Source organism: Vibrio lamellibrachiae, from assembly GCF_050337265.1.
GTDB classification, from domain to species: Bacteria; Pseudomonadota; Gammaproteobacteria; order Enterobacterales; family Vibrionaceae; genus Vibrio; species Vibrio kyushuensis.
The window spans coordinates 262,329-285,946 of sequence record NZ_JAKJSU010000007.1; the positions used below are offsets into that span (position 1 = coordinate 262,329).

Consider the following 23,618-nt stretch of genomic DNA (forward strand, 5'->3'; position numbering starts at 1 on the left):
TATGGCACTAAATGAAGTGCACATTTCTAGTTTAGTGGTGCATGTTGCCCCTGAGCATCTAGATACGATTAAAGCTCAAATCGAAACATTCGATAATGCTGAGATATATGGAGATAGCCCAGAAGGAAAAGTCATTGTGGTTTTGGAAACTGAAAACCAGGGATTTGTAACAGATACCATCGACGCTATTAACAATTTACCAAACGTTCTAAGTACTGCATTGGTGTACCACCAGATTGAATCAAACTTAGACGATACGGATATAGACACTGGAACTAACCATTCCCACACTGAGGGTGAAGTATGAAAATGACAAGACGAGCGTTTGTGAAAGCAAACGCTGCAGCATCAGCAGCTGCAGTTGCAGGCGTAACATTGCCAGCAACAGCAACGAATCTGATTGCTAGCTCCGATCAAACAAAAATCACATGGGATAAGGCGCCTTGTCGTTTCTGCGGTACAGGCTGTTCCGTACTTGTTGGTACTCAAAATGGTAAAGTTGTAGCCACACAAGGTGACCCAGAATCACCGGTAAACAAAGGCTTAAACTGTATCAAGGGTTACTTCCTTTCAAAAATCATGTACGGAAAAGATCGTCTTGAGCAACCGCTACTTCGTATGAAAGATGGAAAGTACGATAAAAACGGCGATTTCGCTCCAGTTTCATGGGATCAAGCATTTGATACTATGGCCGAAAAATGGAAAGAGGCCCTTAAAAAACATGGACCTACTGGTGTCGGTATGTTCGGTTCAGGCCAGTGGACAGTAATGGAAGGTTACGCTGCAGCCAAAATGATGAAAGCGGGTTTCCGTTCTAATAACATCGACCCTAATGCCCGTCACTGTATGGCCTCTGCTGTAGGCGCATTCATGCGTACATTTGGTATCGATGAACCAATGGGTTGTTACGATGACTTCGAGCATGCTGATTCTTTCGTTCTTTGGGGTTCAAACATGGCAGAAATGCACCCGGTACTTTGGACTCGTATCACCGACCGCCGCCTAAGCCACCCACACGTTAAAGTTAACGTACTATCGACTTACTATCACCGTTCTTTCGAGCTTGCGGATCAAGGTTACATCTTTGAACCACAAAGTGACTTGGCAATTGCCAACTTTATTGCCAACTACATCATCGAAAACGATGCTGTAAATTGGGACTTTGTTAATAAGCACACTAACTTCAAGCAAGCGACAACTGATATCGGTTACGGTCTTCGCGACGACGACCCACTACAGATGAAAGCCGCGAATCCAAACGTCGGCGCAATGAAACCGCTTGATTTTGAAGGCTATAAAGCGTCTGTAGCTCCTTACACGGCAGAGAAAGCGTCTGAGATGTCAGGTGTCTCGGTTGAGAAACTTATCGAGCTCGCTAAGCAATACGCCGATCCAAATATTAAAGTAATGTCGCTTTGGACGATGGGTATGAACCAACATACTCGTGGTGTTTGGATGAACAGCTTGGTTTATAACATTCACCTGCTTACAGGCAAGATTTCAACTCCGGGTAACAGCCCGTTTTCACTAACTGGGCAACCGTCTGCTTGTGGTACCGCTCGTGAAGTTGGTACTTTCTCTCACCGTTTGCCTGCTGATATGGTTGTGGCGAATCCTAAGCACCGTAAGATTGCAGAGAAAATCTGGCAACTACCTGAAGGCACCATTCCTCCAAAGCCTGGCGCTCACGCCGTTGCTCAAGACCGCTTGCTAAAAGATGGAAAAATCAACGCTTACTGGATCATGTGTAACAACAACCTTCAAGCTGGTCCTAATATTAATAATGAACGTCTGCCAGGATACCGTAACCCAGATAACTTTATTGTTTGTTCTGACCCGTACCCTACTGCAACAGCGCAAGCTTCAGACCTTATCCTTCCTACAGCAATGTGGATTGAGAAAGAAGGGGCTTACGGTAACGCTGAACGTCGTACCCAAGCTTGGTATCAACAAGTAGGTACCGTTGGAGAAGCAAAATCTGACCTTTGGCAGATCATGGAGTTCTCTAAACGCTTCAGCATCGAAGAAGTTTGGGGTGAAGAACTTCTAGCGCAAGCTCCACAATATCGTGGTAAATCAATGTACGACATGCTGTTTAAAAACGGCGAAGTTGACAAGTACCCTATTGAAGAATCTCGTGAGCTAAATGACGATGCTCATGCTCAAGGTTTCTATGTACAAAAAGGCTTGTTTGAGGAGTACGCAGAATTTGGTCGCGGTCATGGCCATGATTTAGCACCTTACGATACTTATCATCATGTTCGCGGTTTACGTTGGCCTGTTGTTGATGGTGAAGAAACACTTTGGCGTTATAAAGAAGGTTCTGACCCATATGCTAAAAAAGGATCTGGTTGGGATTTCTATGGTAAACCAGATGGTAAAGCACTGATCATTTCAGCGCCTTTCGAACCTGCACCTGAATACCCTGATTCAGAATTTGACCTTTGGTTATGTACTGGTCGAGTACTAGAGCATTGGCATACAGGAACAATGACTCGACGCGTACCTGAGTTGTACAAAGCGGTCCCTGATGCTCTGTGTTACATCCACCCAGAAGATGCAAAAGCTCGCGGTTTACGTCGTGGTGATGAAGTTCTTATGGAAAACAAACGTGGTGAAGTACGTGTTCGTGTTGAAACACGCGGCCGAAACCGTCCACCAAAAGGTTTGGTATTCGTACCATTCTTTGATGCACGAATCCTCATTAACAAACTGATCTTAGACGCAACTGATCCACTATCAAAACAGACGGACTTTAAGAAGTGTCCAATCAAGATCACTAAGGTTTCTTAATAGGTAAATTTTCACTTACTAAGAATGAGAACGTATGGCAGTTGTTTACTTAAAAAAGCCAACAACTGCCAATCAAAGGATTAGCCATTAGGCGGAGAAATGAACATGAAAAAACTGATTACGGCTCTATTGTCAGTTGGTCTTTTATTTACTGGTGTAGCTCAAGCAGAAAGTGACAACCCTGGCGGTATCGGTGGCGTTGAATCACTACGTGGTGCAAGTGAACTAGAAGTAACACGCCCAGCTGATGATTTTAAAAAATTCCCAAGAGAACAAGTATTAGACAGTGAATATGTCTATCAACCACCTCTTGTACCCCACTCAATCAGAAGCTACGAAGTTTCACTAAATGCTAACAAATGTTTAGCGTGTCACAGTTGGAAAAACGCAAAAGAGATGGGCGCAACTAAGATCAGTGTGACTCACTATGTCAACCGTGAAGACGCAGTACTTGCAGATGTGTCGCCTCGTCGATACTTCTGTCTTCAGTGTCACGTTCCTCAAGCAGCCGCTAAACCACTGGTTGAGAATGAATTTAAACCTGTTGACTCGTTACGCTAATCGTAGCCTGAGTGGAAGAGAGGCTATTTTATGAAATTACTTAAAGCGTTTTGGAAGCGACTATCGAGCCCAAGTAAAGCAGCGGTTGGCGTTGTGTTATTTATGGGTTTCGCAGGTGGCTTGCTGTTCTGGGGTGCATTTAACACGGGTATGGAAGCAACCAACTCAGAAGAATTCTGTTCTGGTTGTCACGCACCTATTGTTAAAGAGATTCAAGAAACGATTCACTATTCAAACCGTTCTGGTGTTCGTGCAATCTGTTCGGATTGTCACGTACCTCATGAGTGGAGTGACAAAATTGTACGTAAGGTACAAGCATCAAAAGAGCTATTTGCTCACTTCGTGCTTGATACTATTGGTACCCAAGAGAAATTCGAAGACCGCCGAGCTTATTTAGCGGAACGAGAATGGTCGAGGTTTAAAAACAACGACTCACTTGAGTGTCGAAATTGTCACGAGTTTGAGTTCATGGACTTCTCGGAACAAAGCTCTCGAAGTGCTAAACAGCACTCAACGGCTTTAGCATCAGGTGAGAAGACTTGTGTAGATTGCCACAAAGGTATTGCACACAAACTGCCAGACATGCATGGTGTTGAAGGCTGGTAATAAGGAGTCAGAATATGAGTACACTAGAATCTGCTTTTTGGCATATTCTCGGCTACAGCGCGATGCCAGTTATTATACTTGCAGGTTTTGCAGGTGTCGCTGCGGTTAGTCTTTGGTTACTTTCGCTAGGAAAGGACAAAGAAGTTTAACCTTCGCTATTGATTAACTAGCTAAATAATAAAAGCCACCGTTTGGTGGCTTTTTTGTGTTCGCAATAACTAGAAAAGAAACACTAATAGATACAATTCTTTGCAGTGAGACTAGTTACTTGGGTAACCTTGTGGATTCGTTGATTGCCAGCGCCAAGTATCTTGCGTCATTTGTTCTAACGTACGCTCAGCTTTCCATTCTAGCTCATTGATTGCCTTACTTGGGTCTGCCCAACATTCTGCGATATCACCAGCACGACGCTCAACAACTTGGTAAGGAACAGGCTTACCGGAAGCGGACTCAAAGGCTTTAACCATATCGAGAACACTGTAACCATTTCCTGTACCCAGATTGTATATATGCAGCCCTTGTTTCGTCCCGACTTTTTTAAGAGCAGCAACATGACCATCAGACAAATCCATCACATGAATATAGTCACGTACTCCAGTCCCATCTTTAGTTGGGTAATCGTCACCAAATACAGAGAGAAACTCACGTCGACCAACGGCTACTTGAGAGACAAAAGGCATCAGATTATTTGGAATACCTTGCGGGTCTTCACCTAGCTCACCAGTTGGGTGTGATCCTACTGGATTAAAGTAACGCAATAAGGTGATACTCCAATCAGGGTTAGCATTTTGGAAATCCGTTAAGCACTCCTCTACCATTAGCTTACTGCGGCCATAAGGGTTCGTAGCACTTGTTGGAAAGTCTTCAGTGATAGGGACTGAGGCAGGATCGCCATATACAGTCGCTGAAGAGCTAAAGACTAAGCTTTTAACGTTGGCTTCGCGCATCGCATCAACCAGTACCAACGTGCCATTGACGTTGTTATCGTAATACTCAAGTGGCTTCTCAACCGATTCTCCAACAGCCTTAAGTCCGGCAAAATGAATAACGTTATCAATATCGTGATCGTTCATTATTTTAACGAGCAGCGCTTTATCGCGAATATCACCCTGAACAAAAGTAGGACGAGAACCAGATACCTTCTCAATGCGCTCTAAAACACTGCTCTTGCTGTTATAAAGATTATCGAAAATGATCGGTGTCATACCCGACTCAATCATTTGAATACATGTATGACTACCAATGTAGCCCATGCCACCTGTTACCAATACGTTCATGTCACCTAACCTTTAGCTAATTCTTAGTATTTGAAAACTTGTTTAAGTATATACAAACAAGTGTAGACCTCATAGAAAAATGCCTATCGCTTTGAAACTTCAGCCACTTTTCATTAGTGTAAGAAGTCTTACTTGTTACTTTTATCACCTTTATTAATCATAGGTTTGGTTACTATCATTAAATAACGTGTAATGAGACTTTTTAATAGCAGCCAAACACTAGGTATAGCGATGACACAGACAACAATTACCTTGAATTGCGATATGGGCGAAAGCTATGGAGCTTGGACGATGGGATCTGACGAAGCAGTCATGCCCCATATCAATATGGCCAATATTGCTTGTGGATTTCACGCCTCTGACCCCAATATCATCAGCGATACTATTGATTTAGCTTTGAAATACAACGTATCCATAGGTGCACATCCTAGCTACCCTGATCTACAAGGGTTTGGCCGTCGTTCAATGGCATTTGAACCTCAGCAGCTTTCTAATATCTTGATTTATCAGATAGGTGCAATGAAAGCGTTATGCGAAAGTAAAAATGCACAACTTGACTATGTTAAGCCTCACGGTGCTCTATACAATGATATGCAAAAAGACGTTCAAATCTTCGAGGCCGTTGTTGACGCCGTATCCTGTTTCCACATTCCACTAATGACATTAGCAACACAGCAAAACCAATCAAAGTTAGAAATTGCCGACCGCTATGATGTTCCTCTGCTGTTTGAAGCCTTTATTGATAGAGCCTATCTCGCAAATGGTTTACTTGCACCCAGAAATACTCAAGGCGCAGTTCATACTCGCCACGAAGATATTCTTAATCAATTAAAGCAAATAGTGCATTATCAGAAAGTAACGACGCTCGATGGATTTGTGATTCCTATAGAAGCAGACACCATTTGTGTTCACGGTGATAACGAAGATTCTATTCAGCTTATCCAAACCATATCTCGCTTTATTAATGAAAACTAAACGCTTTTGGCTTACTCACATCGACTCTATAGGGGGACGTTATGTCTTTTCCTTACACTATTGAGCCTATCGCTGAGTGCTCACTGTTAATTAAATTTAATGTAAAACCATCAAATGAATTGTCACTGTATATTGGTTCTTGTGCACGAGTTCTGTCAGACACATTCCCTGACTGGTTGATGAATATTACGCCTTCTTACTGCACTATTCTGGTTGACTACCTTCCTCATCGCGTCTCAATGGATGCATTCATCCCTTTGCTTGAAAAATCCTTAGAGCAAGTTGGTCTTCAAAAAACATCATCAGACCCCATAATCCTTCTCCCAGCCTTTTACGACCCGTCTGTGGGTCCTGATTTGGACATGTACTTTAAAGATGGCTTAACACTTGATGACGTCATCACTTTTCATACCCAACAGGTGTATACCGTTTCGGCTATTGGTTTCACAGCAGGGTTCGCTTTTTTGACTGACGTTCACCCTGCTTTGCAAAAGCCTCGTCTCCCCTCCCCTAGACTGGAAGTCCCGCAAGGAAGTATTGCGATTGCCAACAATCAAACCGCAGTTTATCCAGATCAGTCTCCCGGAGGTTGGAACATTATAGGTAATTGTCCTTACGAGTTGTACAACCCTAACAAAGAGCCAATGACGCCTTTCTCTATTGGCGCTACAGTCCAGTTTACGTCAATCTCTAAAGATAAATTTATCGCGCTTGGCGGTAAGATTCCTTGTAAGGAACGACTATGAAACAACTTCATCAAGGACTGAAAATCCACAAGTCTGGTCAACTGAGTCTTATTCAAGATTTTGGTCGATATGGTTTTAGCCACCTAGGCTTAACTCAAGGAGGCCCAATAGATGAATACGCATACAGCTGGGCAAATCACCTTTTAGCTAACCCTATTAACTGTGCAACAATTGAAATAACGCTTGGACAAGCAGACTTTGAGGTTTTGAAACCTTGCACCCTATCCATTGCTGGAGGAGAGCTGGGGGTAACCCTCGATGGTATTAAGGTTAAAAACTGGTCTACCTTCAATGCTCAGAAAGGTCAAATACTCAAATTTGGCTTTGCTAAGAACGGCTTAAGGTCTTATTTGGCAGTTGTAGGCGGTTTTAATGTTAAGCAGCAACATGGAAGTTGTGCCACTGTCATGAGAGATCGCCTTGGGGGACAAAACGAAGATGGAAAACCAATAACACACGGCGATGTGATCTCTTTTAGTACGCATCGACAGCAACTTAAACCCAACTCTCTCACTTTCCGCTTCACACCAGATTACAACCTTCCACTTAAACTTAGGGTCATTGAAAGCTATCAACACAGCCAGTTCTCAAGTGACGCTATGACTGCTTTTTATCAACAAACCTTTTCGGTTAGCCAGCATATAAACCGGATGGGCTACCGATTGACTGATGGTAAAATAACACCCCCAGCGGGTGATATATTGAGTGAAGGTATAGCATTGGGAGCAATCCAAGTCCCCCCAAATGGTGAGCCCATCATTTTACTGAACGACCGCCAAACAATTGGAGGTTACCCAAAGATTGGTTGTGTTGCGCGAATTGATTTGCCTAGGCTTGCTCAAGCAAAACCAGAGCAAGCCGTTCAATTTGTAAAAGGTGATCTGAAGGGATTACAAGACGTATGGTGCCAGTGGGCTCGATTTTTCGGCTATTGATTGTATTTAGAATTGATTTCTTTCTAATTACACTTTAAGCCCAAATAACGTAGAAAGTCTTTTTTCTGCCTTGCTACGAACCCGTCAGCATTGCTAGTTCTATTGGATAAGAACGTGCGGCTGCAAGTTCCTTAGCTTTTGTTTCAACATCTTGATAGCTTAACGAAAGCGAAACAGGATGTAGTTCTTCAACACTTGCTTTTGTATCTTCCTTCAAACCCCAGTTAGTCACGAGTTTTCTTGCTGCTTCTAACGCAGAAGACCCTTTCACCACTTCAATTCGAGCATAGTTTTGAGGTTCAAAACTTACATCTGTAGATCGCAATGTTGAATCTGTGCCTGGAATTTGCTGGGCGCCATATAACGGTTTAGCTGCCATTTCTGCAGAACCAAAAGAGGGTATAAACTGTTCCATATGATGGACCGCTTTTAGAGTTCTTTCCGCCATAACATCGTCAGGCCAACCTGTATTGATCTTGCCTACTAATCGACATGGCAATTTAGGCTGTGCAGAGTTCGAAGTGGAAGATGCCAGACCATCCTTGAACAACGTAATTTCCTCAGTCATACCATGCAACTGAAAAACTCCATTGGCGTAAGGCGTTAATTGCGCCATGCCCTGCGAAGTGCCTCTCGGGCCATGGAAAATAACCTCAGGCCACTGCTGTTGACACGAAGGCCACTTGGTAAGATACGCAGCCTTAAACTCCACCATACGTTTACGCTGATAATCTGCTTTATCATCAACGGTACCCGTTTGATAACCACAAGCATTGACTAAGTAGTCGCAGCGTATTTGCTTTGTCTCATGCTCTGAATCCTGATAGGTCAATAGCCAACTACCGCCGTCGAATTGCGCTCGAATTAAGGTTGTTTGGGTCATCACTTCACACGATTTAACCTGTTCAAGAATTAAACTCGCACTCGCGGCCAAACGAAACACACTCCAACCATACTCTTGTACCGCGATTACCGGATACTTCAAGGCATCGAGGTTGGTATGTTGAGCGAATGGGATTACCCAATCATCTAGATCGATTGGGTTTTCACCTTGCTGTTTTTGTCGAAGTTTGACTAACTGAGATTTACTGTAGGATTTGAAATAGTGTTCTGGCTTTCCAAGCACTTCATTTTTTGGCTCACGCGTGATCAGCTTTTCATAACAATCTTTGATGATATCTAAGCGATGTAAAATGTCATTGGGATTACCCTCATCAGTCAGGGGAGTTGCAATGACCGTTGGTCGACGGTTGATTGTATGCGGGAAAAGTCGAACTGTATTTATCGATTGCTCTAGCAGTTCTAGACACTGCTGCGCCGATATTTCTCTATAGAGGTTACCGCCAGCATGTAAATGGCAAATAGGAGGGCCGTTAACAAGCCCTTCACCCTTTTCAATTAGAGCTACGGAAATACCTAATTCACTTAAATGTACCGCAGCAGTAGAGCCGGAAACTCCACCACCAATAACGGCGACCTTAACGCGTTTTAAGCTCTGTACTTCATTTTCCATGATAAACATCAGTAATTTTATTCTGTGCGTATTTTAGAACCTTGTAACTCTTAATCAACCGATATTTGTAAGTAGTTATCAACATAATTTCCAAATATAAATGTTAAAAATAATCGAAAAAATGCTTGACGCATTAATTCTAAATACAATTTTTTACAGTCATGTGAATAACAACATTCTCCCAGATCATGTATTCAAAGGGCTCGGCTATGATCACACTTATCTACAGGCTAAGTTATCCAAAACTTTATCCACCGTTTTTGTGGATAACTGTTCAAAACGTTTAAGCAAATACTAATTAATCTCTTTGTTCATAGGGGTTAACAGTGTTTTAACTAAACTACCCACAACTACGAAAAGTGTGCAAAAAGCAATCAAAGGAAGAGCAAGCCATAGTGAATTATGCCAAGAAATGGGAAGTTCAAAGCCGAATTTCAAGATCGCGGCCACCACCAGTTCTGCACCTAAACTAGCAACAACCCCAGCAACCAATGCCATGAGCCCATATTCGGCCCATATTGTTCGTTTTATAAACTTATGTGTCGCTCCCAAAGTTCGATATAAACGAAGTTCTTGCTGTCGCTGGGCAATGCTAAGCTGCAGTAATGTGAAGATGAGCAACAACCCAGCCACCCCTCCTAATCCCGCTAGCAATGTTATTGCCCATACGAACTGTTGCAGCAATTTTTCAATTTTATTCCCCATCTCGCGAATATCCATCAAGCTAACCGTTGGATACTGACGAGATAAACGCGACAGTAGCGCTTCATTTTCTGGTTCTACTCGAAAACTAACCAAATAACTCGCCATATGTTGAGACATTAAATCTGGCGTAAAAATGAAATAGAAGTTTGGTTTCATTTCTCGCCACTCGACATGTCGTATGCTGTTGACCGTCGCTTCTACTGCTTGTGCGCTCACAGTAAATGTCAGTGTATCACCAACCTCAATACCCAAGTCTCGCGCTACTTGCCCCTCTACAGATACGCCATTATTTGTCGTCCACGCTCCATCTAATATTGGGTTGTAATCTGGTAAAGATTCCCCCCAAGTAAAGTTGAGTTCTCTTCTAAGTGCGTCGCTTTTCTCTTCGTCAGATTGACTAAGTTTTGCGTCCACTCCATTGATCTGAGTTAAGCGCCCACGGATTATAGGGAAAGCCTGTGAACGTTCGATGCTATGGTCATCAAGTTCTGTTAGGTAGGGCTTGATCTCATGCTCTGAAATATTAAGTGCAAATGCGTTAGCAGCATTACTAGGAAGCGTTTGCTGCCAATCTTGCAGTAGATCGGTTCTTACTAACCACAAGGTAGCCATCAACATTAACGACAAGCCTAGAGCACTATATTGCAAACCTGTCATAAATGGCGTTCGATGAATACGATTAAGCGCCAACTGATATGCCGGAGACAGCGGTATTTTAGCAAGCACTTTTGTAACCAAAAGACTGATAATAGCCAAAATCAACAATATGCCGACAAGCCCCGCAAACAACATCCAAACTAGAGTATTCGTTGCGTAGTAGGTAAGTAGTGGAAGAATTGGAACAGCTATGAGCCCATAATATCGACGTTTCATTACAAATGAAGTGGTTGGCTGCATCGCTTGCGCAGCACCAATATCAAGTAAGTTCAGTAGTGGAATCCCAAGCGCAGGAATAGCAATCAGTACACATGTAAACAGCGAAAGTATATAAGGTGATAGGCCATATGGGGGTAACTGTTCCGGCAGTACATCTACCAACGGTAGCCTTAACAAATACTCCAATAACACTCCAGAACTAAAACCAATCACAGTTGAAATCAAAAGCAAGATGCCCATTTGAAGTAATAGCCAACGAGTCAGCCAGTGCTTTGTTGCGCCTAAGCTTTTAAGCATTGCAATCGTAGTTCTTCTTGATGCTACGTAGTTCTGACAGGTTAGAACTAACGTAGCTGCTGCCATCAATATCACGATAGCGACACTAAGCGACAAGTACTGGGTAGTATTGTTGAATACGTCACTTGTTCGGCTTGCAGTATTGGTGTCCTTCCAACGTTCACTTGCCGTCAGTTCCACTTGTTCTTTCAGCAGTTCAAGGGGTGTAGATTCACCGTTGATATACAATTGATATCGAACTCGACTGCCTAGCTGAATTGCTCCCGTTTTATTGATATCTGAGTAGTGAATCAAAACTGTTGGCATCTGCTGGAATGGATTAAAAGAGAGGCCAGGTTCTTCAGCGATGGTGCCCGTTACGATAAAGTCAGCATCACCAATTGCCAATGTATCGCCAATCTCAACATTGAGCTGAGCGAACAACCTTTTATCAAGCCATAACTGGCTTTCTTCGACATGGTTTTTCTCTTCATTTTTAGCCGATAATCGCATTGTCCCGCGTAGCGGATAGCTGCTTTCCATTGCCTTAACCGAGACTAGTTGCATTTCGGTGTCGCTAAATGCCATAGTCGCAAAGCTTGTGACACGACCAACCTCAACCGGAGTCTCACTAATGGCGGCTTCCAATGACTCAGGAATAGGGTTCGAGGATTGAAAAACTAAATCTGCTGTTAATGCCTCTTTCCCTTGCTTTACCACAACTTGTTCAATGCGTTCAGCAAGTGCTGATAATGCAAACACGCAAGCAATGATCAAAGAGAGTGACAACATTATAGGCCAAAGTTGGCCCTGCCTAATCTCTTTAACGCTCCAACTCAATAACCAAGCATTATTAGAAATTGGCGTTGTTCGATTCAAAGAAGCTGTCATTCTACTTCACCTGATGTTTCTTTCTCGACAGAGCCAGTCTGTAGATGGATGGTTCTGTCGCACTGTTTCGCTAATGCTAAATCATGAGTGACCAACACTAATGTCGTTCCGTGTTGCTTATTTAAATCGAAGAGTAATTCAACAACTTTACCCGCTGTCTTTTGATCTAAGTTACCTGTCGGTTCATCGGCAAAAAGAATTTTAGGGTTAATCATAAACGCACGCGCTAACGCCACTCGTTGCTGCTCTCCCCCAGATAATTGAGAGGGTATATGCTCAATCCGACTGCCAAGACCTACTTGTTCAAGTAACTCTTTTGCTCTTGTTTCATCAACAACCCCTCCATTTAATAAACACGGCAAAGTAACGTTTTCGAGTGCCGAAAGTGTTGGGACTAATAAGAAGCTTTGGAAAACAAATCCAATTTTATTAGCTCTTAACGAAGCACGATCATCGTCATTCATATCTGAAATAGTGCGTCCTAACAACTCTATATTCCCATTAGAAGGTGTATCTAATCCAGCTAAGAGCGTCATCAACGTCGACTTCCCTGCGCCTGATGTACCGACAATAGCGATGGTCTCGCCCTCTTTGACATCGATATCAATATCGTTAAGGATAGTTAGAGACTCGCGGTTATTTGAAATAACCTTTGATACTGACTTTGCACTGATAATGGATGGTTGCATGATTCGACTATTTTCCTTGGTTCTTGTTTTTTTATTTTCAAATTTACTTTTGTTTTCTAACGTGGCAAACAGCAGCACATTACTGGTACTTGGTGATAGCTTGAGCGCTGGCTATAACATGCCAATAGAACGGGCCTGGCCTTCACTTTTAAGTGACGAACTGGCAAAACATAACAAAACCGTTCAGGTTATTAACGGTAGTATCTCTGGCGATACCATAGGTAACGGATTATCGCGTTTACCGTTATTAATCAAAGAGCACCAACCAAAGTACGTGTTAATTGAGCTGGGTGCAAATGATGGTTTACGAGGTTTCTCCCCTAACCTGATCTCCGGCTCTCTCACAGAGCTAGTAAACCAAGTAAAAGAAGCCAATGCGATCCCTTTTCTGATGCAAATACGCATCCCTCCTAACTATGGAAAACGTTACAGTGACGCGTTTTATCAGATATATCCAACTCTTGCACAGAAAGAGCAAATTGCTTTGATACCTTTCTTTTTAGAACAGGTCGTTATAAAGCCGGAATGGATGATGGAAGATGGGCTCCACCCAAAACCAGCTGCACAACCTTGGATCGCAAGTTTTGTTGCGCAAGAATTATCTGTTCATCTTTAATTTTAATGGTCTAGCTCAATGATAGAAACAAAGGGTTAGGGTATTTTTAAGATCAGTTTGTTGTAAGAAGGTCCAAAAATGATCATAAAACCCATCATCCAAGGCATGGTTGCTCGCTCTGCTCATCCTCATGGCTGTGAACAAGCTGTGCTTGACCAAATTGAATTTGTTAAAGCAGCTAAACCCATAACAGACGGCCCAAAACGTGTACTTATAATCGGAGCTTCCTCCGGATTTGGCCTTGCATCTCGAATTGCCCTTTCATTTGGTGGCTGTGAAGCTGATACCATCGGTATTTCATTAGAGAGAGACCCAAAAGCTAAGGGAGGCGCGAGCGCTGGTTGGTACAATAATTACTATTTTAAACAACAAGCAGACATAGCAGGCCGCCTTGCAATTAATATTGACGGGGATGCTTTTTCTTCCGAGACTCGCATTAAAGCCATCGAAGCCATCGAAACCTACTTTGAAGGTGAAGTCGATTTAATTATTTACAGCCTGGCCACTGGTGCAAGACCAAATCCAGAAACGGGTGAATTATGGCGCTCAGCCATTAAACCTATTGGGCAAAGTATAGAAAGTAACTTGATAAGCCTCGAAGACGATACTTGGTCTAATGTTATCTTAGAGTCAGCCAATGAAGAAGAAGAGCAAGCCACCATTAAAGTAATGGGTGGTGAAGATTGGGAAAGCTGGATAGATACACTAATCAATTCTGAATCTGTGGCGCAAGGGTGTCAAACTATCGCTTTCTCCTATGTTGGTCCAGAGGTCACCCACCCACTCTATCTTGATGGAACCTTAGGGCGAGCAAAAATTGATTTGCACCAAACGAGTCACTCTTTGAACTTAAAGCTCGCAAATTACTCAGGAGGAGCATACGCCACCGTTTGTAAGGCGCTTGTCACTAAAGCCAGTGTATTTATCCCCGGCTTAACGCCATACATGATAGCGCTATATAAGGTAATGAAACAGAAAGGCTTACATGAAGGTTGTATCCAACAGATGCAAAGACTGTATCGTGACAATCTTTATTCTGAGAATCACATCCCATTGGATGGTGAGCGCCTATTGAGGATCGACGATTTGGAGTTAAAACCTAGCGTTCAGACGGAAGTTTCTAAAATATTAAGTGAAATGACAGAAGACAATTTCAAAGAAATAGCCGACTACCAAGGGTTTAAGTCTGAATTTTTAAATCTCAACGGTTTCAATTATGAGACAATTGACTATGACAGCCCAGTTGATATTGATAAGTTTGTAACTCCAAGTAACTAAAATATATGAAGTCTCACATTTGATACTTTAATTAATGAACACGGCCCCTTACTATTTATGGGGCTTTTTTTTGTTACATTACCAAAGCGTTCTTATAATTAAGAAGTTGAATAACATTGAGCAACCAAATTAACAGTCTAGAAGCAATGGATGCTTTATCAGACTTAAAGGAACAAGGAGCAATAGATATGTCAAAAATCGATGCTCAACAATTAGCTATCCCATCATCTATGTTGTCGGGGTGGCAAAATACATTGAACTTACTTGCTGAGATCGTTTCGGTCCCTTCAGCTTTAATCATGCGAGTAAAAGAATCGACTATTGAAGTTTGCAGCTCAAATAACAACTTCTCTAACCCATACAATGTTGGTGACAGTGAGAAACTCGGCCAAGGTTTATACTGTGAAACAGTGATCAATCAAGGTGTAGAATTATTAGTCCCTAACGCCATGCTTGAATCAAGCTGGTGTCAAAATCCTGATATTAAGTTGGGGATGATTTCTTATTGTGGCTTGCCGCTTAATTGGCCTAATGGTGAACCTTTTGGCACCATTTGCATTCTTGACGAGAAAGAGAACTCCTACAGCCCTAAGTATCGCAGCTTACTCGATAGCTTTCGAGTTTCAATTGAGTCCCAATTGATGACTCTTTATCAAAATGAAAAACTTTACATATTAAATCATGAACTGCAAAACCGAGTGAACAATCGCACCAAAGATCTCGCAAGTCTAAATTACTCACTCAATAAAGAAATCGATAAAAGACGAGCAGCAGAAGAACAGGTTCAGTATCAAAAACTGCATGATATAGGCACTGGGTTCTTAAATCGCAACGCCTTAGAAAAAGAGTTGTCATATCAACTCGACTTAACCGGTGAAAGCCAACACGACATTGCACTGGTACATATCGGTTTTACGAATGGGCGACGACTGCAATCTAAATATGGTTACCATGAGTGGGATCGTATTTTGACTCATTATCGCTACCGACTTAATACGTGTATCCAAAATCTTGATGTTATTACCGCTCGACCTACCTCGACTGATCTTGTGCTCATTGTTAAGTCATCTCAACTGAAAGGCCAAGTAGAAGCACTTTGCCACACTCTTGTTGAGGTGGGACATTCTGAATTTATGATTGAGCAAGAGAGTATTCACCTTCATGCTTATATCGGTATAGCGACGTCGGAAGATACGACTGACAGTTCAGAGCTTATCAAATACGCTGCAGAAGCAATGCTTTCTTGTAAAGACTCTGGCCACAAATTTAGTTTTTATTCGCAAACATTTTCAGAAAATCACAGCCACATGAACCAGCTTGAAAGTTATTTGCTGCAAGCGGTAAGAAGTGACGATCTATTACTTTACTTTCAACCTAAGGTTTCACCCGTTACACGGCGTTGGACAGGCGCTGAAGCGCTATTAAGGTGGCGACACCCTATTTTAGGCGATATCTCGAACGAGCGTCTCATCCACATAGCAGAGCAAAACGGGTTGATATTTGAAGTCGGTAACTTTGTATTACGTTCAGCGGTAGAAAAGGCGGCTCAATGGGCACAGCATGTCTCTGACTTTAAAGTAGCGATTAATATCTCAGCGATTCAGCTTAAAAATGTCAATTTTGCTAATCAGGTAAAAGATCTTCTCGAAGCTTATCAGTTACCAGCGCACTATTTGGAACTTGAAGTAACTGAGAGTGGTTTGATTGGTGATGAAGCCGTTGCTAGTAATACATTAATGGCATTGCACGATATTGGTGTAACCCTGTCACTGGATGATTTTGGTACTGGATATGCTTCGTTTCAATATCTTAAAAAATACCCATTCGACTGTATTAAGATTGATAAGAGCTTTATTCAACAGCTTGAAAGCAGTGAAGAAGACAGAGCTATCGTTCGTTCAATTATTAACGTAGCGAAAAAGCTAAATTTGAAGGTCACCACTGAAGGAATCGAAACATTGAGTCAAGAAGCTTTTATCATCGGTGAAGGTTGCGAATATGGACAAGGTTATTTGTACGCGAAGCCCATGCCCTGCGATGAATTTGAGGTCGGATTAATCAATCAAAATCTCTCAAGTGGCGACCAATTAGCAATGCCTCATTAAAGTGTTGAATTGTCTTTACTCTATGGGCGGTGGTTTCTATAATCGCCGCCTTAATATTTTTACGTGAGCAAAATGGATATGGACCAACTAACCGCTGTCCTTAAGAAACTAGAAAAACAAAATTACCGTGCCTACCAGCAAATCAAAGGGCAATATGATTTCGGTGATTTTGTACTACACATTGACCATATCCAAGCTGACCCATACGCCTCTGCTTCTCGTTTTCGTGCGACTCGAGCATGGTCACTCACCGGTCTAGATTGGTTAAAAGAACAATCTTATGACTACCAAGTGGCGGCACGTGATTTTATTGCACGTAGTTTTGCCGAGTTTGCGAAACAAGATAACAACATAAGCATTGCTCATTCTGGCCAAACGGTACTTGATAGCACTTCAGTACTATTTACTGATGAAGGTATCGAGCTGCGTTTTCGCATTAACTTACCTGCAGACAGCCGAAACATTCTGGCAAAGAAAGCTCTGAACATCATTACTTTCTACCTGCCAAAGTTTATTCGTAAATGTACGCTTGAGCGTGAATTGAATAAAGACGCTCTTATTAATCACTGTCAGGTGATTGAAGACCAAGCAGCAATGCGTGCTCAGCTAGCAGAAAACAATTTAACCGCATTTATCGCTAATGGTAGCGTTCTTCCACGTATTGCCGGTAACTGTGATTTCCCAATGAAAGATGCGGTTGCATTTACAGCGCCAGAGTCATTACAAGTCACACTGGATACTCCACACCAAGGTAAAGTAACCGGAATGGGTATTCCAAAAGGCATCACACTTGTTGTTGGCGGTGGCTTCCATGGTAAATCTACACTGCTTAATGCCATTGAACGTTCAATTTACAACCACATTCCTGGCGACGGTCGTGAAGGGATTGTTACTGACACTGATGCAATGAAGATTCGTGCTGAAGATGGACGTTGTGTGCATCATTTGAACTTATCAAACTACATTAACCATTTACCTATGGGTAAAGATACAGCTGATTTCACAACGCAAGATGCCTCAGGTTCAACCTCTCAAGCAGCTTGGTTACAAGAGTCTATCGAAGCGGGGGCTCGTTCTATCCTAATTGATGAAGATACCTCGGCAACCAATTTCATGATCCGTGATGAACGTATGCAGGCTCTAGTATCTAAGGGACAAGAGCCCATTACTCCACTTGTGGACCGAATTGGACAACTGCGAGATTCATTAGAGATCTCAACAATTGTTGTCATGGGCGGTTCAGGTGATTACTTAGATGTTGCTGATACAGTTATTCAAATGCATGATTACCAACCCGTTGATGTGACTGAAAAAGCCAAGCAAGTTATCTTGCAGCACCCATCGGAAAGAACGAATGAGTGTGAGTCTCCACTTGAAACTTTCAAGCCACGCGCAATTCACTGCACTGCACTGCAAACACTTCTAGCCGAAGGAAAGTTCCGTGTTTCAGCTAAAGGCAAAGAGTCTCTTCGTTTTGGTAAAGAATTTACGGATCTAACAGCGTTAGAGCAGCTTGAGTCTAGCTCCGAAATCAATGCTATCGGCTGGGCGTGGTTCCAATTTGCTCAAACTCCTGGATGGTGTCAAAACCCCGCGAAAACATTCGCTGAACAACTTGGTGACGATTGGCATGTGAACATGCCAAATAATGGTGATCTTGCTAAACCTCGTGTTTTAGATGTTATGTCGGCACTTAACCGCATGAGAAAATCACAGTTTAAAGCGAGCAACTAGCTTCTATTAAACATCAAAAAAGATGGCCTTCCGCCATCTTTTTTGTTTGCATTTAATAAGTTAACCATAGAAGGAAAGCTATCTAGTGCCTAAGGATATGCCAAGCTTCACACAGCACTCTAAACTTATCAGCATTGCCATTGTCTCTATCCGGGTGCCACTTAAGTGCGAGCTTGCGCCAAGTTTTTCGAATTTGAGCTGACGTTGCATCCGGTTCTAGCTTAAACAACGATAGTGCTTTCGCTCTATCCATATCTTTACCATTCGTACTACCCACAAACTCTCTATAACGTGTCCAAAACTCATTGAGTAAGCGTTTCACTTCCCCCTCGTTAGCTTCGTAATTAATCCACTGCATATAATAGTCTCGAAGTGGATCATCTAAGTCTATCGAGCAATGTGATGCTACCGTTCCAGAGAGCAAAGCAATATCCATTGCCTTTACTTGTAGCCAGCTATCGGGGTATAGGGTTTCTTGCAATTGGTACAACGCATTCATAATCAGAAAGTTCTTTTTAAATAAGTCTTTCTCTGGTTGCTCATCAAGTACTGGAACAAATCCAAGATCAGTAATATGCGACGCCAAAGTATGTACTTTCCATCCTGATGGTTTTTTTTTCAAGACTTCTAGGATCGGCCACACCAGTGGATTTTCCATGTAACTTTGAAAGCATGCAGCAATGTCATGTTGTACAGTCATATTAAAAACAGGTGTAAGGGGCTTTCTTTAATTGAAAAACACTAACGTTAATTTGTCGAGTTATTCGCCAACTTTACTTTTCATGATATGAGCCCTGCGGCAAATATTTGATTAGTACAGCAGCCACACAACTATTTGCAACTCTTCGAATCAGCCGTCCACACTATTATTGATCCACTCTAAATATGGGTTGAGTCCATCGGTAAATGGGACTTGTACAATCTGAGGCACGTCATACTCATGTAATCGCGAAATTTCATTCTCTAAGCGTGAATAACACGATTTTCGCGTTTTTATAATAAGTAGTACTTCCTCACTAGAACAAAGCTCACCATCCCAAAGGTAGTGACTCTGTATCGGCATTGTCTGAATACACGCAGCCAGTTGAGACGAAAATAGCTGCTGAATAATTGAATTTGCACTCTCTAGGTTGGGTGTTGTGGTTAACACCATACAGTTAACTATATCCATACTTACTCCACATTTTTTAACAAGTAGTAACAAATCTATGAATTGCTTCTCAAAATAAGCATGAAAGCTAGCGAAGATATTTAACAAACTGAGATGTAGGCTAAGATGTTTGCATGCACCTTGCTCAAGGTGCTGCAAAGCTGCCGAGACCACTATATGAAAAAAAATAATAATATAATAGATGACCCTACGAGCTGCCCACTATGTGCCAGCGATGACTTTCTAATCTCAGAGGATAATGACACTCTCATTTGTGCCCAATGCGGCATTCACTTGCAACACGTTTCTCACATCCAGTCTGCAATCATGTCACCCTGCTCTTCTCTAAAGAACAAACTTATACATTCTGCAAGCTGTGCTGTTCATTAAGCCAAGATTGAATAAGAGAAAGCTCTGAAAACGTTTCTATTTGGGAAGTATGATATTTAGTATCACTAAGTAGGAACGTTTTAACGCCGGCATTTATCCCAGCTTCAATTCCTTTTTTCGTATCATCGACATAGATACACTCAGAAAGGGAATACCCCATGTTCATCGCAGCATAACAAATTAAATCAGGATCAGGTTTCCAGCTATTGGCATCAAAGGCAGAAAACATCTTTCCTTTGAAATAAGGTAACAAGTCCGTTAACTCTAACGAGTATTGGATTTTTTCTCGCGGCCCATTTGATACGACACAATACTCAATACTATTATCACTCAAATAGTTAAGTAATTCTTTAGCTCCGCTCATTGGTTTTAGATCGTGCTCGAACAAAAGTTTAAGTTCAGTTCGATATAAAGGCTCTAATGCGTCAAGTGAAATAGACACACCTACGTGATTGCATGCTGCTAATAGGATGTCAGCGAGCTTTCCACCTTCGAAATGTTTCAGTGCATCTTGCAACGGAAAGTTAATATTGAATCTAGCAAAGACGTTCACCAATGCTTGGCAACACAATCGTTCACTGTCTATCAAAGTGCCATCACAATCAAAAATAACGCATTTAATATCTTGAGCCATAAGTTACCCTTATTTACCAGATTCATCTCATCATAGTAAAAGTCTTCAGGCAAACAAGGATCTATATAACACAACGGCACTGTCATTCAGGCCAATAATGTAAAAGTACGGCTCAGTCACTCTTTTCAGATAGGTTACTTTACTTTAACTCAATATATACAACTTGATTCTTAATTTTTTGGTCGGAAACAAGGTCTATAAGCTGTGAAGTAAACACTCGTTTCGTTTTTTCACTATCAACAACTATCTGGCAAACAATATCGGATACCAGTATTGCCTCTTCTGATTTTGTTACAATGGCTGCTGCTGTAGGCTCACCATCGAGAAAAGCAATATATAAATCACATGGGGGAGATAAAATAATTTGAGTAAAGAACTCTAACACATCAGCTTTCTGCTTTTCATCTTTCCACTGCGAAGCTTGTAATAGTGAAAACATTACCGTTAGTCGATGAAAATCAACAAGGTAAACATCCTCAGGCTTAAAAATCACCTCAATTTCTTCATCGCTGCTTTGCCAAACCTCATAAGTTGATTGACTGTTCGAATGCTCGTACAAAGCTTTGCCGACTAAGCTCTCTTTGGTTGGGTATTTGACATCCACATGATCAAATAACCATTGGTTCTTCATTTTAACGATCGGTAAAGAGCTTATAGACATGATTGTTTTCCATACTAAGGAGTGTGTTGAGGATAACGACACTCATCATCCTCCACAAGCGTTATTATTTAAATTAACTAATGAGGTAAATGGCTAATTTTTCTAACTATTAATTTGTCCCAATATATGATTAAACAGGTTTACGTTTATAGCTTGAGTCTTATACACTAGTTTTCCGTCTAAATTATATGAGCAAACACGGATGATAAAAAAAATTGCACTCGTTACAACGTTAGCAATAGCGATGACAGGCTGCGACAGTAGTGAGGTTGGCGATGTCAGCTTAGGTATGTTTACGCTTAAAGATATCAAAATATCAAATTTGGATGATGATAAAATTTCGGGGGTGACTTGTCATATCGCTTCTATCGAAGCAAATCTAAGTTTATCTGATCCTAGTGATAGCTCTATCTCGTGTCGCCAAACTGGCGAAATTACACCAGAGATGATCGCCGCTATCGATAAATCAAAATCAGGTGAAGTTGTCTTTAAGAAGTCGAAAAGCATCTTCTTTAAAACGATGAAGGTTAGACGTATCTATGATGCCGAAAACCAAACCCTACTCTACTTGTCTTATACGACCAAAGAGACCGATGGCAGCTTCAAGCACAGCCTATCAACAGTGCCATTGTGGGGAACAAAAGCTTACGTTGAAACACAACCTACGCCATAGAAGCCATTTATTAATGTTCAAACAGCGAGTATGAAAAGTACCGATTGAACAAAAGAGCACTTATAAAGTCGCTATCGATTAATAAAATAGTCAAATAGAGGCAGACAGTAACCTTGACTGCCTCTCATATCTCTTGTAATTGAATGTAACGAAACTGTCATTATGTGATATAATTCAATAAAATCCCCAACTACTCTTTTCTCATGAAATTTCCCGGACAGCGTAAATCTAAGCATTATTTCCCAACACATGCTCGTGATCCTTTGGTCAATCAAATTCAACAAACACCTAAGTTGCACCGCCCAATCATTGTCGGTGTTGGCCAAACAATTGTTGATATTGAAGCAAGAGTTGATAACGAATTTTTAGAAAGATACGAACTTAGTAAAGGACATTCATTAGTCTTAGAAGAGAGTAAAGCCGATGCTCTTTACCTTGAGTTAGTCGAAAAAGGTCTGATTACTCATCAGTATCCTGGTGACACGATTGGTAATACTCTACATAACTATTCTGTATTAGCTGACAGTAAATCTGTTCTGCTAGGTGTTATGTCGAAAAACATCGAAGTTGGATCTTATGCGTACCGCTACCTTTGTCGTACCTCTTCTCGCATGAACCTAAACCACCTGCAAATGGTTGATGGCCCAATCGGCCGTTGCTACACCTTGATCACAGAAGATGGTGAACGAACCTTCGCCATTAACGAAGGACACATGAATAAGCTACGACCAGACAGCGTTCCTGAAGATGTGTTTGATAAAGCTTCAGCATTGATTGTCTCTTCATACCTCATGCGTGGTAAACCCGAAGATCCAATGCCTCAAGCTGTTGCGCGTTCAATTGAAATAGCAAAATCAAAAAACATTCCGGTCGTGTTAACGCTTGGTACGAAGTATGTTATTGAAGGCGCAGAAAAGTGGTGGCAAGAGTACATCAAAGAGAACATCACCATCATTGCGATGAATGAAGAAGAAGGCGAAGCTCTAACTGGAGAGAAAGACCCTCTTATTGCCGCTGACAAGGCCTTAGAGTGGGTTGACCTAGTACTATGTACCGCAGGCCCTGTTGGCCTTTACATGGCAGGCTACGTGGATGATTCAGCAAAACGTTTAACTGAATTACCCCTACTACCGGGTAATATTCCTGAGTTTAACGAATTTGAATTTAGCCGTTCAATGCGTAAATCAAATTGCTCTAACCCAGTTAAAATCTATTCTCATATTGGTCCGTATTTAGGTGGCCCATTAGAGATAAAGAACACTAATGGTGCGGGTGATGGTGCGCTTTCAGCTTTGCTGCATGACATGGCTGCAAACAGTTATCACGAATCAAACGTGCCTAACTCAGCAAAACATGACCACCCTTACCTAACTTACTCTTCATTGTCTCAGATTTGTAAGTACGCAAACCGAGTGAGCTATGAAGTATTAACTCAGCATTCACCTCGCCTTTCACGTGCGCTACCAGAACGAGAAGATAGCTTAGAAGAAACATACTGGGATCGTTAATCTCGTTTCATTTCTGTTCTAACTTG

General features: G+C 41.8%; 22 protein-coding genes. 14 read left to right on the plus strand and 8 right to left on the minus strand.

From position 1 onward, the window contains the following. The first annotated feature begins 1 nt into the window (after position 1). From L4C54_RS12470 to L4C54_RS12490, 5 genes are all read left to right on the plus strand, one after another. On the plus strand, positions 2-307 hold the full coding sequence (locus L4C54_RS12470) for a chaperone NapD (protein ID WP_428800439.1): 306 nt from the start codon (positions 2-4) through the stop codon (positions 305-307). Then, positions 304-2,793, plus strand: coding sequence for a periplasmic nitrate reductase subunit alpha (gene napA, locus L4C54_RS12475; protein ID WP_428800440.1), 2,490 nt, complete (start codon positions 304-306; stop codon positions 2,791-2,793). Before L4C54_RS12470 ends, napA begins: the two co-directional genes overlap by 4 nt. A gap of 105 nt (positions 2,794-2,898) precedes the next feature. Then, positions 2,899-3,354: a nitrate reductase cytochrome c-type subunit gene (locus L4C54_RS12480; protein WP_428800441.1), complete on the plus strand. Its 456-nt coding sequence runs from the start codon at positions 2,899-2,901 to the stop codon at positions 3,352-3,354. Between the two features lie 30 nt (positions 3,355-3,384). Next, positions 3,385-3,960 (plus strand): NapC/NirT family cytochrome c, encoded by a 576-nt coding sequence (locus L4C54_RS12485; protein WP_428800442.1) that lies wholly within the window; start codon positions 3,385-3,387, stop codon positions 3,958-3,960. A gap of 14 nt (positions 3,961-3,974) precedes the next feature. Beyond that, complete coding sequence (locus L4C54_RS12490) at positions 3,975-4,109, plus strand: TIGR02808 family protein (protein ID WP_428800443.1); 135 nt, start codon at positions 3,975-3,977, stop codon at positions 4,107-4,109. 111 nt (positions 4,110-4,220) lie between these two features. Here L4C54_RS12490 and galE read toward each other — a convergent pair whose 3' ends face one another. After that, on the minus strand, positions 4,221-5,237 hold the full coding sequence (gene galE / locus L4C54_RS12495) for a UDP-glucose 4-epimerase GalE (RefSeq protein ID WP_428808451.1): 1,017 nt from the start codon (positions 5,235-5,237) through the stop codon (positions 4,221-4,223). Between the two features lie 231 nt (positions 5,238-5,468). Between galE and L4C54_RS12500 the strand changes: the two genes are divergently transcribed. Genes L4C54_RS12500 through L4C54_RS12510 form a run of 3 tightly spaced genes read left to right on the plus strand, consistent with a single transcriptional unit; the run spans position 5,469 to position 7,893 of the window. Further along, positions 5,469-6,212, plus strand: a complete 744-nt coding sequence (locus L4C54_RS12500) for a 5-oxoprolinase subunit PxpA (protein WP_428808452.1) — start codon at positions 5,469-5,471, stop codon at positions 6,210-6,212. Positions 6,213-6,253: 41 nt separating this feature from the next. Further along, on the plus strand, positions 6,254-6,958 hold the full coding sequence (locus L4C54_RS12505) for a 5-oxoprolinase subunit B family protein (RefSeq protein ID WP_428808453.1): 705 nt from the start codon (positions 6,254-6,256) through the stop codon (positions 6,956-6,958). Further along, positions 6,955-7,893 (plus strand): 5-oxoprolinase subunit C family protein, encoded by a 939-nt coding sequence (locus L4C54_RS12510; protein ID WP_428808454.1) that lies wholly within the window; start codon positions 6,955-6,957, stop codon positions 7,891-7,893. Before L4C54_RS12505 ends, L4C54_RS12510 begins: the two co-directional genes overlap by 4 nt. A gap of 73 nt (positions 7,894-7,966) precedes the next feature. On the opposite strand, the gene L4C54_RS12515 is transcribed toward L4C54_RS12510, so the two are convergent. From L4C54_RS12515 to L4C54_RS12525, 3 genes are all read right to left on the minus strand, one after another. Next, a complete protein-coding gene (locus tag L4C54_RS12515; RefSeq protein WP_428808455.1) occupies positions 7,967-9,406 on the minus strand; it encodes an FAD-dependent oxidoreductase in 1,440 nt (479 codons plus the stop codon). Positions 9,407-9,700: 294 nt separating this feature from the next. Beyond that, on the minus strand, positions 9,701-12,142 hold the full coding sequence (locus L4C54_RS12520; RefSeq protein ID WP_428808578.1) for an ABC transporter permease: 2,442 nt from the start codon (positions 12,140-12,142) through the stop codon (positions 9,701-9,703). Between the two features lie 8 nt (positions 12,143-12,150). Continuing rightward, positions 12,151-12,843 carry an ABC transporter ATP-binding protein gene (locus tag L4C54_RS12525; RefSeq protein WP_428808456.1) on the minus strand — a complete coding sequence of 231 codons (693 nt, stop codon included), beginning with the start codon at positions 12,841-12,843 and terminating at the stop codon, positions 12,151-12,153. Here L4C54_RS12525 and tesA point away from each other — a divergent pair. The 4 genes from tesA (at position 12,842) to L4C54_RS12545 (ending at position 18,576) form a co-directional block, all read left to right on the plus strand. Next, a complete protein-coding gene (gene tesA / locus L4C54_RS12530) occupies positions 12,842-13,459 on the plus strand; it encodes a multifunctional acyl-CoA thioesterase I/protease I/lysophospholipase L1 (protein ID WP_428808457.1) in 618 nt (205 codons plus the stop codon). The genes L4C54_RS12525 and tesA overlap by 2 nt on opposite strands. A 78-nt stretch (positions 13,460-13,537) precedes the next feature. Further along, positions 13,538-14,737, plus strand: coding sequence for an enoyl-ACP reductase FabV (gene fabV / locus L4C54_RS12535; RefSeq protein ID WP_428808458.1), 1,200 nt, complete (start codon positions 13,538-13,540; stop codon positions 14,735-14,737). A 188-nt stretch (positions 14,738-14,925) separates the two neighbouring features. Continuing rightward, the gene (locus L4C54_RS12540; protein WP_428808459.1) at positions 14,926-16,842 is read left to right on the plus strand and encodes a bifunctional diguanylate cyclase/phosphodiesterase; all 1,917 of its coding nucleotides are present in this window, start codon (positions 14,926-14,928) and stop codon (positions 16,840-16,842) included. 78 nt (positions 16,843-16,920) lie between these two features. Next, positions 16,921-18,576, plus strand: a complete 1,656-nt coding sequence (locus L4C54_RS12545) for a P-loop domain-containing protein (protein ID WP_428808579.1) — start codon at positions 16,921-16,923, stop codon at positions 18,574-18,576. Between the two features lie 82 nt (positions 18,577-18,658). On the opposite strand, the gene L4C54_RS12550 is transcribed toward L4C54_RS12545, so the two are convergent. From L4C54_RS12550 to L4C54_RS12565, 4 genes are all read right to left on the minus strand, one after another. After that, entirely contained in the window at positions 18,659-19,276 is a 618-nt protein-coding gene (locus L4C54_RS12550; RefSeq protein WP_428800453.1) for a DNA-J related domain-containing protein, read from the minus strand. A 150-nt stretch (positions 19,277-19,426) separates the two neighbouring features. Continuing rightward, positions 19,427-19,747, minus strand: coding sequence for a divalent-cation tolerance protein CutA (gene cutA, locus L4C54_RS12555; protein WP_428800454.1), 321 nt, complete (start codon positions 19,745-19,747; stop codon positions 19,427-19,429). A gap of 337 nt (positions 19,748-20,084) precedes the next feature. Next, entirely contained in the window at positions 20,085-20,750 is a 666-nt protein-coding gene (locus L4C54_RS12560; protein ID WP_428800455.1) for an HAD-IA family hydrolase, read from the minus strand. A 139-nt stretch (positions 20,751-20,889) separates the two neighbouring features. Next, complete coding sequence (locus L4C54_RS12565; protein WP_428808460.1) at positions 20,890-21,411, minus strand: flavodoxin; 522 nt, start codon at positions 21,409-21,411, stop codon at positions 20,890-20,892. Between the two features lie 202 nt (positions 21,412-21,613). Here L4C54_RS12565 and L4C54_RS12570 point away from each other — a divergent pair, with 202 nt between their 5' ends. Then, positions 21,614-22,084, plus strand: coding sequence for a CreA family protein (locus L4C54_RS12570; RefSeq protein WP_428808461.1), 471 nt, complete (start codon positions 21,614-21,616; stop codon positions 22,082-22,084). A 203-nt stretch (positions 22,085-22,287) separates the two neighbouring features. After that, positions 22,288-23,592 (plus strand): inosine/guanosine kinase, encoded by a 1,305-nt coding sequence (locus L4C54_RS12575; protein ID WP_428808462.1) that lies wholly within the window; start codon positions 22,288-22,290, stop codon positions 23,590-23,592. Positions 23,593-23,618: the final 26 nt, after the last annotated feature.